The sequence below is a fragment of the Exiguobacterium sp. s121 genome (assembly GCF_018617245.1).
Lineage (GTDB): Bacteria > Bacillota > Bacilli > Exiguobacteriales > Exiguobacteriaceae > Exiguobacterium > Exiguobacterium profundum.
Genome location: NZ_JACSJV010000001.1, coordinates 1,470,212 through 1,482,673, shown reverse-complemented (window position 1 = coordinate 1,482,673; position 12,462 = coordinate 1,470,212). Strand labels below are relative to the sequence as shown.

At 47.6% G+C, this 12,462-nt stretch carries 14 protein-coding genes; 12 read left to right on the top strand and 2 right to left on the bottom strand.

The features are described from left to right. Positions 1 to 23: 23 nt before the first annotated feature. On the top strand, positions 24 to 950 hold the full coding sequence (locus KOG47_RS07645) for a D-alanine--D-alanine ligase (protein WP_214691038.1): 927 nt from the start codon (positions 24 to 26) through the stop codon (positions 948 to 950). A 146-nt stretch (positions 951 to 1,096) separates the two neighbouring features. Continuing rightward, on the top strand, positions 1,097 to 2,365 hold the full coding sequence (locus KOG47_RS07640) for a Glu/Leu/Phe/Val family dehydrogenase (RefSeq protein ID WP_015881453.1): 1,269 nt from the start codon (positions 1,097 to 1,099) through the stop codon (positions 2,363 to 2,365). Positions 2,366 to 2,404: 39 nt separating this feature from the next. Here the strand turns inward: KOG47_RS07640 and KOG47_RS07635 are convergent, their stop codons facing one another. Further along, positions 2,405 to 3,385 (bottom strand): YpdA family putative bacillithiol disulfide reductase, encoded by a 981-nt coding sequence (locus KOG47_RS07635; protein WP_159562120.1) that lies wholly within the window; start codon positions 3,383 to 3,385, stop codon positions 2,405 to 2,407. 51 nt (positions 3,386 to 3,436) lie between these two features. Then, positions 3,437 to 4,408, bottom strand: a complete 972-nt coding sequence (locus KOG47_RS07630) for an asparaginase (protein ID WP_159562121.1) — start codon at positions 4,406 to 4,408, stop codon at positions 3,437 to 3,439. Between the two features lie 107 nt (positions 4,409 to 4,515). On the opposite strand from KOG47_RS07630, the gene prsW reads away from it, so the two are divergent. From prsW to KOG47_RS07580, 10 genes are all read left to right on the top strand, one after another. Continuing rightward, positions 4,516 to 5,172, top strand: coding sequence for a glutamic-type intramembrane protease PrsW (gene prsW / locus KOG47_RS07625; protein WP_074037196.1), 657 nt, complete (start codon positions 4,516 to 4,518; stop codon positions 5,170 to 5,172). Between the two features lie 15 nt (positions 5,173 to 5,187). Then, positions 5,188 to 5,853, top strand: a complete 666-nt coding sequence (locus KOG47_RS07620) for a flagellar brake protein (RefSeq protein ID WP_074037195.1) — start codon at positions 5,188 to 5,190, stop codon at positions 5,851 to 5,853. A 74-nt stretch (positions 5,854 to 5,927) separates the two neighbouring features. After that, positions 5,928 to 6,602 (top strand): (d)CMP kinase, encoded by a 675-nt coding sequence (gene cmk, locus KOG47_RS07615; RefSeq protein WP_074037194.1) that lies wholly within the window; start codon positions 5,928 to 5,930, stop codon positions 6,600 to 6,602. Beyond that, complete coding sequence (locus KOG47_RS07610) at positions 6,599 to 7,222, top strand: lysophospholipid acyltransferase family protein (protein WP_159562123.1); 624 nt, start codon at positions 6,599 to 6,601, stop codon at positions 7,220 to 7,222. Before cmk ends, KOG47_RS07610 begins: the two co-directional genes overlap by 4 nt. A gap of 154 nt (positions 7,223 to 7,376) precedes the next feature. Further along, entirely contained in the window at positions 7,377 to 8,525 is a 1,149-nt protein-coding gene (gene rpsA, locus KOG47_RS07605) for a 30S ribosomal protein S1 (protein ID WP_214691037.1), read from the top strand. A 137-nt stretch (positions 8,526 to 8,662) separates the two neighbouring features. Continuing rightward, positions 8,663 to 9,973 (top strand): ribosome biogenesis GTPase Der, encoded by a 1,311-nt coding sequence (der, locus tag KOG47_RS07600; RefSeq protein WP_015881461.1) that lies wholly within the window; start codon positions 8,663 to 8,665, stop codon positions 9,971 to 9,973. A 17-nt stretch (positions 9,974 to 9,990) separates the two neighbouring features. Beyond that, positions 9,991 to 11,016: an NAD(P)H-dependent glycerol-3-phosphate dehydrogenase gene (locus tag KOG47_RS07595; protein ID WP_196430566.1), complete on the top strand. Its 1,026-nt coding sequence runs from the start codon at positions 9,991 to 9,993 to the stop codon at positions 11,014 to 11,016. 96 nt (positions 11,017 to 11,112) lie between these two features. Further along, a complete protein-coding gene (locus tag KOG47_RS07590) occupies positions 11,113 to 11,313 on the top strand; it encodes a DUF2768 domain-containing protein (protein WP_015881463.1) in 201 nt (66 codons plus the stop codon). Positions 11,314 to 11,318: 5 nt separating this feature from the next. Beyond that, positions 11,319 to 12,029 carry a hypothetical protein gene (locus tag KOG47_RS07585; RefSeq protein ID WP_214691036.1) on the top strand — a complete coding sequence of 237 codons (711 nt, stop codon included), beginning with the start codon at positions 11,319 to 11,321 and terminating at the stop codon, positions 12,027 to 12,029. 109 nt (positions 12,030 to 12,138) lie between these two features. Next, positions 12,139 to 12,411, top strand: coding sequence for an HU family DNA-binding protein (locus KOG47_RS07580; RefSeq protein WP_015881465.1), 273 nt, complete (start codon positions 12,139 to 12,141; stop codon positions 12,409 to 12,411). The last annotated feature ends 51 nt before the right edge of the window (positions 12,412 to 12,462 follow it).

The window sequence follows — 12,462 nt, the reverse complement described above, 5'->3', positions numbered from 1 at the left end:
AGCTAGTTGAAGGAGAGATTGGAATGAAAGTCGCTGTTTTATATGGTGGAGTGTCAGGAGAACGAGAGGTATCTCTCACGAGCGGGCAAGGGATGATAGAAGCGTTGACGGAACGTGGTCATGAGGTCACGGCCATTGACTTTCATCCGAAACGGGCGAACGAGCTGTTAACATTGGATGTCGACGTCGTCGTCAGTGCGTTGCACGGGAAGTATGGTGAAGATGGTCGTGTGCAATCGTTATTAGAAATGGCTGGAATTCCTTATACGGGATCAGGTGTCTTGGCATCTGCTCTGGCGATGGATAAAGCGAGAGCAAAAATCATCTTCGCGGCATCCGGTATCCGAGTCGCTCGTGACGTCTTAATCGAGTCACGGGAATCAATCGATGCAAAAGTCGCTGAGTGGGGAATGGAGTTCCCATGTGTCGTCAAACCAGCGCAAGAAGGATCATCGAATGGTCTGACGATTGCAATGGACGAAACGATGTTACGTGAAGGAATTGAAAAGGCGTTTGCTTGTGATTCAGCGGTACTTGTCGAGCAGTACATCAAAGGGAAAGAGCTGACAGTTCCCGTCATCGGGAACTTTGGGAAAGAAGAGGCTCTTCCTGTCATTGAAATCATTCCAAAAAATGAATTTTACGACTATGAATCGAAGTATACGGAAGGTGGTTCGATTCATGTCTGTCCGGCTGAAATCTCGGTCGAGCTGACAGCGGAGGTTCAACAGGCGGCAGTCCTTGCGCATCGCGCGCTCGGTTGTTCAGGATATTCGCGCTCTGACTTCCTCGTTTCAGAAGAGGGAAAAGCCTACATTCTAGAGACGAATACTCTGCCGGGCATGACGCCGCTTAGCCTGTTTCCGGATAGTGCCAAGACAGTCGGAATCTCGTACGGCGAGCTTTTGGAACGCTTTATCGAGCTCGCACTTGAGCGCGTAGCGAAGTAAGACATCTGGATTACGCCATCCATCAAGAAAACGCTTTCATTATTTTTGAAAAGCCCTTTCAAATTGAACGCGTATCAGCTATACTTTTAAACGAATACGAGGTTAATTCTTGGGGGAGAATTGACAATTTAGGGGAGGAAACCTTCATGATTACGGATCAAGAAAAAGGTCATCAAAAACGAAAAAACATCTTGGAATCGACACAAGAGGTAATTCACGAAGCTTTAGATAAACTCGGCTATCCAGATGAGATGTACGAGTTATTAAAAGAACCGCTTCGCATGCTGACCGTTCGGATCCCTGTTCGCATGGACGATGGTTCAACGAAGATCTTCACAGGCTATCGCGCTCAACATAATGATGCGGTCGGACCGACTAAAGGGGGAATTCGGTTCCACCCGAGCGTAACGGAGGTAGAAGTCAAAGCATTATCAGTATGGATGAGTCTAAAAGCAGGAATCGTAGACTTGCCTTACGGTGGTGGGAAAGGCGGAATCGTCTGTGACCCACGCGAGATGAGTTTCCGTGAAATCGAACGTTTGAGTCGCGGATATGTCCGTGCCATCAGTCAAATTGTTGGACCTACAAAAGATATCCCGGCTCCGGACGTGTTCACAAACTCACAAATCATGGCATGGATGATGGATGAATACAGTCGCATCGATGAATTCAACTCACCTGGATTCATCACAGGAAAACCGCTCGTTCTTGGCGGGTCGCATGGTCGTGAGACAGCGACGGCAAAAGGTGTGGCCATCATGATTCGTGAAGCGGCACTTCGTCGCGGAATCGAATTGAAAGGTGCGCGGGTCGTCGTCCAAGGATTCGGGAACGCGGGAAGTTTCCTTTCTAAATTCATGTACGATGCAGGGGCGAAAGTGATTGCGGTCAGTGACGCTTACGGAGCTATCCATGATGAGAATGGTCTCGATATCCCGTATTTGTTAGATCGTCGCGATTCATTCGGTACGATTTCGACATTATTTAAAAACACGATCTCGAACAAAGAAATGTTAGAGCTCGATTGTGATATTTTAGTCCCAGCTGCGATTGAGAATCAAATTACAGAAGACAATGCGGACGCGATTAAAGCATCGATTGTGGTCGAGGCAGCCAACGGTCCGACGACGAACGAAGCAACGAAAATCTTGACTGAACGTGGAATTCTCCTCGTGCCGGACGTGTTGGCGTCAAGTGGTGGGGTCACGGTTTCGTACTTCGAATGGGTACAAAACAACCAAGGTTACTATTGGACGGAAGAAGAAGTTGAGGAAAAACTTGAAAAAGTACTCGTTCACTCGTTCAATACGGTATACAATACATCTTCAGCCCGTAAAGTCGATATGCGTCTCGCCGCCTACATGGTCGGCGTACGCAAAATGGCGGAAGCCTCACGTTTCCGTGGCTGGGTCTAATCAAAAAAAGTTCGGTCAACTCAAGTTGACCGAACTTTTTTATACGTTAATGCGGTTCGCAATCGTATCGGCAATCGCCTTGCCGTGGAATCTACCGTTCTCAATGAAGATCTTGTTCGCATCGTTTCCGGCTGCGACCACGCCCGCAATGAAGAGGTGTTCGACATTTGTTTCAAACGTTTCTTCATCGTATGTCGGGACACCACTCTCTTCATCGATCACAATGCCTGCACTCTCGAACAGATGGTGGTCGGGCTGATAACCGGTCATCGCGAAGACATGATCTGCATAGACATGCTTCTCTTCACCGTGTTGCCGGTAGTAGACGCCATCATCGGTGATGCGTTCGATTGTCGCCTCAAACTCCATTCGAACTTTCTCATGACGGACGAGTGAATCGAAGTTTGGAAGAACCCATGGTTTGACGGAAGGGCTATACGAATCGCCTCGATAGAGTACCGTCACAAAGGCACCAGCCTTTTCGAGTTCGATTGCCGCATCGACAGCGGAATTTTTCCCGCCGATGATCGTGACGTGTTGTCGATAATAAGGATGTGCCTCGTTGAAATAGTGATGGACGTGCGGCAACGTTTCGCCAGGTACGTCAAGCAGACGAGGACGTCCATAATAGCCTGTTGCTAAAATCACATAGTCCGCTTCGCGAATGGTTTCGCCACGTCGTTCATGTCTTGATGTCACAACGAATCGGTCACTTTTTTTATCGACCGACTCGACCGTTTCGAACGGGTGGACGTTTAAACCGGTACGTGTGACGACTTCTCGATAATAGACGAGTGCATCTTGACGACGTGGCTTCAAATCCTTACATATGAACGGAATGTCTCCGATCTCGAGCAAGCTCGCGGAAGAGAAGAACGTTTGATGCGTCGGATACCGATAGATGGCGTCGACGATATTTCCGCGCTCAATCACCGTACAAGAGACTCCGATCTTCTCCAGTTCGATGGCGGCCGAGAGACCGCATGGCCCGGCACCTACAATAATCGCTTGTTTGTTCACTGAATATCACCTCTTTGCTCATTGTAGGGAAGGGGGCGCAGTTGCGCAAGGTTATTGCTGGAAGCTAAAGCTATGTTCCATGACTGACTGGGATGAGCCGGACTCGAGTTCGACGAGGAGTCGTAAACGAGCTTTTTGTGAATTCAATCCGTTTGAAAAAATGACACCCATCTCTTTCAGTTGTTTGCCACCCCCGTCGTAACCGTAAACATCTTGAACGATTCCGTTGAAGCAACGGCTGACAATCACGACGGGAATCTCTTTGACTAAATGTTCTAGTGCGGACAAGAGGGTCGGCGGAACGTTTCCTTGCCCTAACACTTCAAGGACGAGTCCGTCGTACCCAAGCGTGATTACAGATTCAAGTAAATCTGGTTCCATTCCTGCGACGACTTTCAACACGGCTACACGTTTTGAGATGGACGGAATCATTTTCGGTTGTCTCGTTGCTGGTTGACTATAGATGAGTACATGGTCCTTTGTGACCATACCCACGTTACCGAAGTGCACAGACTTGAATGTGTCGACTGAAGACGTGTGCGTTTTGGTCACGTTAAATGCCGAATGAATCTCACCGTTGAAAACGACAAGCACGCCTTTTCCACGAGCCGCTTCGCTTTTTGCGACGCGAAGCGCTGTGATCAAATTAAATTCTCCGTCCGAACCGACCTCGTTCGAGGACCGCATCGCTCCTGTCAACACGATTGGGACAGGCGCACCGAGCGTGATTTGTAAGAAGTAAGCCGTCTCTTCTAATGTATCGGTACCGTGCGTGATGACGACTCCGTCATACGTGTCTTGTGTCAGTTCACGTTGGATGAACTGTGCCAATTCAAGCATCTTCTCTGGAGTCATGTGAGGTGACGGGATATTTGAAAAGTGCTTTGTTGTAATGTGAGCAATATCCGTCGCTTTCGGAAGGGTGGCGTCGATTGGATTGACATCGCTCGGTTCGACGTGTCCTGTGCCGGATTGTGACATGGCGATAGTACCGCCGGTGTGGATCAGTAATAAATGATTCATAAGTGTCCTCCTAATTATTTTTATGAAGATTTCCATTTTCTAGGCGTTCTCTACTTTTTCTTTCAGACAATTCAGTGTATGCTAGGGAGAGAAAGGAGAGATGCATCATGATCGCAATCGCCTTGTCTGCGGTTGCACCTGGGCTCGCCCTTCTTTCCTACTTCTATCTACGCCATGAGTTGGAGGCAGAACCGCTCGGATATGTGATTCGTTCTTTCGTGGCCGGAGCCGTTCTCGTGTTCCCGATCATGTTTATCCAATATGCGTTCGTTGAAGAGGGAGTGCTTACTGGACCGTTTTGGCAGGCGTATGTCGCCACTGCCCTGCTTGAAGAGTTTTTTAAATGGTTTATGATTTATTATACAATATATATACATAAAGTCTTTGATGATTACTACGACGGGATTCTCTATGCGGTCGCCTGCTCATTAGGCTTTGCGACTTTAGAGAATTTTTTATACTTATGGGTGTACGATTCATTAGAAATTGCGATTTGGCGAGCAATCCTGCCTGTGAGCGGGCACGCTTTGTTCGCGGTCGTGATGGGGTACTGCTTAGGACGAGCGAAGCATTCGATTCGAGAACGGCTCTGGCTGTTCATGGCAATCTTTTCTGCGACGGTCATCCACGGAACGTTTGATTTGATTTTGATACTCGAACCGAATCAAAAGCTTCCTGCCGTGCTTTATATCGTCATTTTATGGACCGTGGCACTTTTACTCGTGCGAGCGGCAAACTTGTCCAATCGTCGACAATTTAAATAAAGGGGAAGAATCAGTATGTTAAAAGAAGGTCAAGAACTGAGAATCGAAGTGGAAGGGCGTGCAGAGGGGAAAACGAAAATTGCAGCCATAACCGATCAAGTCGTATGGATTGAGTCGCCGAGTGACATGATGACGCTCAAAACATTTTTTTTACATGAAGAGGAGGCCATGCGGGTCTTTTTCTTCCAAGGAGACAATCAGCTGTTCGCATTCGACACGAAAGTCGTGAAGCGAATCAGCGATGCCCAAATGACATTACGCTATGCGTTCAATTTGCCAGATGAGAAAAAAATCAAACGGATTCAGCGTCGTGAATATTTACGTGTTCCAGAAATGATTGACGTGACCGTTCTTGCAACCGATGAGGAAAGTTTCGAATCGTTCGAAACAACATCTCTTGACATATCTGCTGGGGGGATGAAAATCATCGCCAACCGCGCTCCAATCGAAGTAGATGAGTCCCTGATTGTCGTGTTTCGAATTGAGGATGAGCATGGCTCGCCCCAGAACTTCCGTCTTAAGAGCCGTCTTGTGCGCATACATAAACAGGAAGTGAAAGAAGAACTGTCTCTGGCATTTGAAGATTTGACCCCTCGTGACCAAGAGACGATTTTACGATACTGCTTCCGTGTTCAGCTTGAAGCGCGAAAGCGGACAGGGTCTGTATTTTCTTCAAGATAAAAAACTGTTATGATGTTCTCGGGATTATTGACCGAGAGGAGGAGGGTATCGGGAACACTCGATACCCGTTTTGTATGAAAAAATCATTACAAATTGCTTTAGACGGACCGGCGGGTGCTGGGAAAAGTACGATTGCCAAGTCGCTTGCGAAACAATTAGGGTATGTGTACATCGATACAGGTGCAATCTATCGGGCGGTAACGTATCGCGCCTTGAACGAAGGGATTGCGCTCGAAGATGGACCAGCACTTGCTCAGATGATCGAGGACATGTCATTACGACTCGTCCCATCGGAAGAGGGACAACGCGTATTTGACGGTGAGGAAGAAGTGACGTCTGTCATTCGCTCGAGTGAAGTGACGAATAACGTCAGTTTCGTCGCACGTCAACCTGAAGTGCGTGATGCCTTGATGGACCTTCAACGTGATTTGGCTAAAGAAGGCGGTGTCGTCATGGACGGCCGCGATATCGGAACACATGTCTTGCCGAATGCCGATTTAAAAGTGTTTATGACCGCTTCGGTCGAAGAACGTGCCCGTCGTCGCCATGAAGAAAATATCTCGAAAGGCATCCCGAGCGACTATGAACAACTGATCGAAGAGATTGCGCTTCGTGACAAACGCGATTCTGAGCGTGAAGTGGCACCTCTCCGTCAAGCTGAAGATGCCCATTTCCTCGATACGACGACGTTGTCCATTGACGGAGTGGTTCAAGCAATTGAACGATTAATTGAAGAGGTGAAAGCATGAGCAAGCCATTAAACAATGGACCGTTCGGCATGTATCGATTGGCGAGAGGCGTCGTGAACGTCATTCAACGCTTCTCGTTTCAGGTCGAATTCATCGGTCGGGAGAATGTTCCGATGGACGGGTCGATCCTTGTCTGTTCGAACCATCAGTCAAATTGGGACCCGGTGCTTCTCGCATGTGCGATTCCAAAGCAGCGTCCGCTCCGATTTTTTGCGAAGAAAGAACTTTTTAGTGTCCCGGTACTGAAGCATATTTTGAAGCGTGCAGGTCAGATTCCAGTATCTCGTGGGGAAGGTGACCGACAAGCGCTTCGTGTCGTGCTTCAAAAGTTGAAAGAGGATGAAGTCATCTCTATCTTTCCGGAAGGAACGCGTTCAAAAGACGGTACGCTTGGAAAGGCGCAAGCCGGTGTCGGTTTTTTTGCGATGCGTTCGGATGCACATATTTTACCGATTGCCATCATTGGCAAGTATAAGTTTCGCGCAAAACTCCGTGTCGTTATCGGGAAGCCGATCGACTTGTCAGAATTGAAAGCACGTAAGGCGAGTGCGCAAGAAGCGGCCGACTTGATCATGGATACGATTTCCGAACTCTACTTGAAGCACTCGTTCACGAAGTAAAAAACGGATTGTGGAATTGAGGTTTAAACTTCTTTCAATAGAGGTACAATCTTCATAACGCCTTGACAAATTCTCGGAATTATAAGAGATTTATACTAGGTGTAAGCGCCTTTGGCGCTCCTTTTTGTACTCATCGTGAGGGGGTAGTGTTGGAATGGTCGAAGAAATGAAAGATATGCCTGATTTTGAAATTAATCGTGGTCAAATTGTGACCGGAACAGTCGTCAAAATCGAGGATAAGCAAGCGCTGATCGATATCGGTTATAAAACCGAAGCGATTTTGCCAATTAGCGAAGTATCAAGCATGCATCTAGACGATTTAAACGAATCACTCCGAGTGAACGACGAGATTCGTGTCAAAGTGAAAAAGGTCACGGACGAAGAAGTAGTCGTTTCGAAAAAAGACGTCGATGCCGAAGCAGCATGGGATCGCATCGTTGAAAAATTCGAATCAGGTGAAGTGTTTGAAGTGATGGTGAAAGATAAGGTCAAAGGTGGTCTTGTCGTCGATATTGGAATCCGTGGATTTATCCCTGCATCCCTTGTCGAAAGTCACTTCGTCGAAGACTTCTCGTCATACTTGAATAACCCAATTACCGTAAAAGTCGTCGAGATTGACCGCGAAAAAAATCGCGTCATCTTGTCACATAAAGCAGTTGTCGAAGAAGAGATGAGCGCGAAGAAATCAGAAACGCTCGAATCGCTTGAAGTCGGACAAGTAATCGAAGGAACAGTCCAACGATTAACTGATTTTGGGGCGTTCGTCGATATCGGTGGCGTGGACGGTCTCGTTCACATCTCGGAAATGGCACATAGCCGCGTCGAGAAGCCGAGCGACGTCGTAACTGAAGGCGACCGCGTGAAAGTGAAAGTGCTCGGGCTCGACTTAGATAATGAAAAAGTGAAACTTTCCATTAAAGAGACACAACCTGGTCCGTGGGAAACCATCGAAGGGAAGATCCAGCCGGGAGATGTCATCGAAGGAACTGTCAAACGTCTCGTGACGTTCGGTGCGTTCGTCGAAGTCGCACCACAAGTGGAAGGTCTGCTTCACATCTCGCAAATTGCGAACCGTCACATCGCGACGCCGTCTGAAGTCTTGTCAGAAGGCCAAGAAGTGAAGGTGAAGGTGCTAGATGTTCATCTCGATGATAAGAAAATCTCATTGTCGATGCGTGCGCTCGAATCATCTGAACCGACTCGTCAAGATGATGATCAAGCGTTACTTGATGAATATAGCGACCAAGGAGGATTCTCTGTCTCGGAATTGACAGGTGATGATTCTTCGGACGACTCTAAATAAGATGATCGTTCAAGCGGGAGTCATGCTCCCGCTTCTTTTTGTATGGTCACTTAATTTTGCCTGTGATATGATAGGTAAGTTGCGTTTCGAAATGATGAAATGATGAAATTTTGATAGAAAGTTAGTGAGGTGTTGTTATGGGAATTCCAGTAGTGGCCATCGTTGGCCGTCCGAATATCGGAAAATCCACAATTTTTAACCGTATCATCGGTGATCGTGTCTCGATCGTCGATGATAAACCGGGTGTCACACGTGACCGTATTTACGGAACAGGAGAGTGGCTCAACCGTAAGTTCCATTTAATCGATACAGGTGGGATCGAAGTAGGGGACGAGCCGTTGCTCGTTCAAATGCGTCATCAGGCGGAACTCGCCATCGATGAAGCAGACGTCATCATCTTCATGGTGAATGGACGTGAAGGGATCACGGCGGCTGATGAAGAGGTTGCGAACTTGTTGTTCCGTTCGAATAAACCGATCGTTCTTGCCGTCAACAAAGTCGATAACTTTGAAATGCGAGATCTCATGTATGAGTTTTATTCCCTCGGATTCGGAGATCCGTTCCCGATTTCGGGTACGCACGGGTTAGGACTCGGTGACTTGTTAGACCAAGTATTTGAACTCGCTCCAGAAAAAGACGAGTACGAATACAACGAAGACGTGATTCAGTTCTCATTGATCGGTCGCCCGAACGTAGGGAAATCAAGCTTGACGAACTCAATCCTCGGTGAAGAGCGTGTCATCGTTTCAAACATTGCAGGTACGACTCGCGATGCGATTGATACACCGTTCACACGTGACGGACAAGAGTACGTCATCATCGATACGGCAGGTATGCGTAAACGCGGAAAAGTATATGAATCGACAGAGCGTTATAGTGTCATGCGCGCACAAAAGGCGATTGAACGCTCGAACGTGGTTCTCGTCGTCCTCGACGGGGAAGAAGGAATCATCGAGCAGGACAAGCGTGTCGCAGGTCTCGCGCATGAAGCCGGGAAGGCGATTGTCATCGTCGTCAATAAATGGGATGCCGTCGAAAAAGATGATAAGACGATGAAGAAGATGGAAGAGAAGATTCGTCAAGAATTCTTATTCCTCGACTATGCGCCGGTTGTCTTCTTATCAGCGCTCACGTCAAAACGCTTGCAGACATTGTTGCCTGTCATCAAACAAGTGGCAGAAACACATCGCCGTCGTATCTCGACGAGCGTATTGAACGATGTCATCGTCGATGCAGTCGCGATGAACCCGACACCGACGGATAAAGGACAACGATTGAAGATCAACTACGCAACTCAAGTGGCCATCGAGCCGCCGACGTTCGTCTTGTTTGTCAACGATCCTGAGTTGTTGCATTTTTCGTATAAACGTTATTTAGAGAATCAAATCCGTAAAGCATTTGACTTCACCGGGACACCGATTCACATCGTGGCTCGTCAGAAAAACTAATAACGGGGGTGCCACTTATGGCAAACGTAGCTGTCATCGGAGCGGGGAGCTGGGGAACGGCCATCTCGCTCGTGTTAGCGGATAATGGCCATGATGTCCTGCTCTATGGACGTGAACAAGAACATGTGGATGAAATCAATTCGTCACATACGAACTCGTTTTATTTGAAAGACGCGCCATTACCTGAATCAATTCGTGCGACGACGAACTTGAAAGAAGCGTTAGACGGTCGAAGTATCGTCTTTCTCGTCGTCCCGAGTTCGGCGATTCGTCCTGTCTCAAAGGAATTGAACACATTGTTGACGGAACCTGTCACCATCGTTCATGCCGCGAAGGGGATCGAACCAAAAACGCATAAGCGCCTTTCAGAAATCATCGCCGAAGAAATCGATCCTTCTAAGCGTCGGGCAATCGGTGTATTAACTGGACCGACTCATGCTGAAGAGGTTGCGGTCCGTAAACCGACGACCATCACAATCGCATGTGCCGACCTTGATGTCGCGGATGAAGTGCAGGAGCTCCTCACAAACGATCAGTTCCGCGTGTACTTGAATTCTGATGTCGTAGGAGCCGAGTACGGTGGAGCACTGAAAAATATCATCGCCCTAGCGGCGGGTATGACGGATGGGCTTGGTTATGGGGACAACGCGAAAGCTGCCCTCATGACTCGTGGGATTGTCGAAATTGCTCGACTTGGCGTGAAGCTTGGAGCGAACCCGGCCTCGTTCTCAGGATTGACAGGGATCGGAGACTTGATTGTGACGGCGACGTCACAACATAGCCGTAACTGGCGAGCTGGTAACGCCATCGGTCGTGGTGAAAAATTAGAAGACGTTCTCGGGAACATGGGAATGGTCGTCGAAGGCGTCCGTGCCTGTGAAGCAGCCCATTCCCTCGCCAAAGAAGCGGGTGTGGAGATGCCGATCACAGAGGCTCTCTATAACGTGTTGTTTGAAGGGAAGAGTCCTCATGATGAAGTGAAAAAATTGATGAGACGCCCGCAAAAACACGAGATGGAACAAGTTTTTCATTTTGAAGAATAGACAGATTGAGAGAGGAGCTGACGTTTTCGTTCAGTTCCTCGCTTTTTTTTGCTAAACTTGAAGTCTGGAGAACATAGAGAAAGTAGGGGGATAGACGTGACACCGTCACTCATCAAAATGTGGATATCATTCGCAGGGATCGGGGCTTTCGCCATCGCTGCATTAATGGTCGCACTCAGTCATACGAAACTGAGCGGTTGGTTCGCCACGCTCGTCAGACTGATTGCTTTCATCATTTTCTTATTTGGGACTGTAATCATGATTTTTGTCGTCGTCTCAGGACCGACTGGAGGATAAACGTGATGAAAAAAAAGATTGTCGCTATCAGTTTGGTTTTGACGACACTGTTAGCAGGGTGTATGTTTCCTGAATCAGAGCGGGCCAACAATATCCCGTACGAAGATCAATTGAATACGGTACAAAGTGCGGTCGATGCCTATCGTGAGCAATCTGGGGTATTACCAATCAAAACGAAACCAGCAGAAACGCCTCTCATGGAGCGTTACCCAGTTGAATTCGCTCGTCTCGTACCTGGCTATTTAGCGGACCCACCGGCGAATAGTTTCGAAGGTGGCGGGTTGTTCCAATATATCCTCGTCGATGTCGAGACGGAACCGACCGTGAAGCTGATCGACTTGCGTGTGTCTGAGCGGTTGCAACAACTTCAAACGAACATCAACGCATTTCGGGCAAAAGAAGGCAAGTTCCCATTTGACGGATCATTAGGTAAGAATCAGTTCACGCTCGATTATGATAAAATCTTTGTCACAGAAGAGCCGTCCATTCCAAGTCCTTATTCGGATCGTGAACTTCCGATCTATGTGGATGGCACGGGACAACTGTTTGTAGACTATCGCGAAGATGTGAAGGAAGCGCTTCAAAAGACGGATGAGTCACCGGAAATTGGCGAAGATATTCGTTATTTGCTCTATAAAGATGCTCCATTCGCCCCAGCTTATTCGCAAGGATACACAATTGATGAACAAGGAGAAGTCGTTTTTTTAAACAACTGAACCTGTTTTGATAGTGAATGTCGCGAAATCATGCAAAAAATGTTGTCATATCAACGTTTGTACGATATGATTAATCCCGTAAACTCCCTGTGAGAGGAGGTGAATCGTGATGAACAAAACTGAATTGATCCAAGCTGTTACTGAGAAAGCCGATGTTTCTAAAAAAGAAGCAACGAAAATCGTAGAAGCTACGTTTGAATCAATCACTGAAGCACTCCAAAACGGTGAGAAAATTCAATTGATCGGTTTTGGTACTTTTGAAGTTCGTGAGCGTGCTGCCCGTAAAGGTCGTAACCCACGTACAAAAGAAGATATCGAAATCCCAGCGAGCAAAGTTCCTGCATTCAAAGCAGGTAAAGCGCTCAAAGATGCGGTCAAGTAATCTGCAATACATAAGTCGCCGAAAGGCGGCTTTTTTTGTTGGGTTTACGAG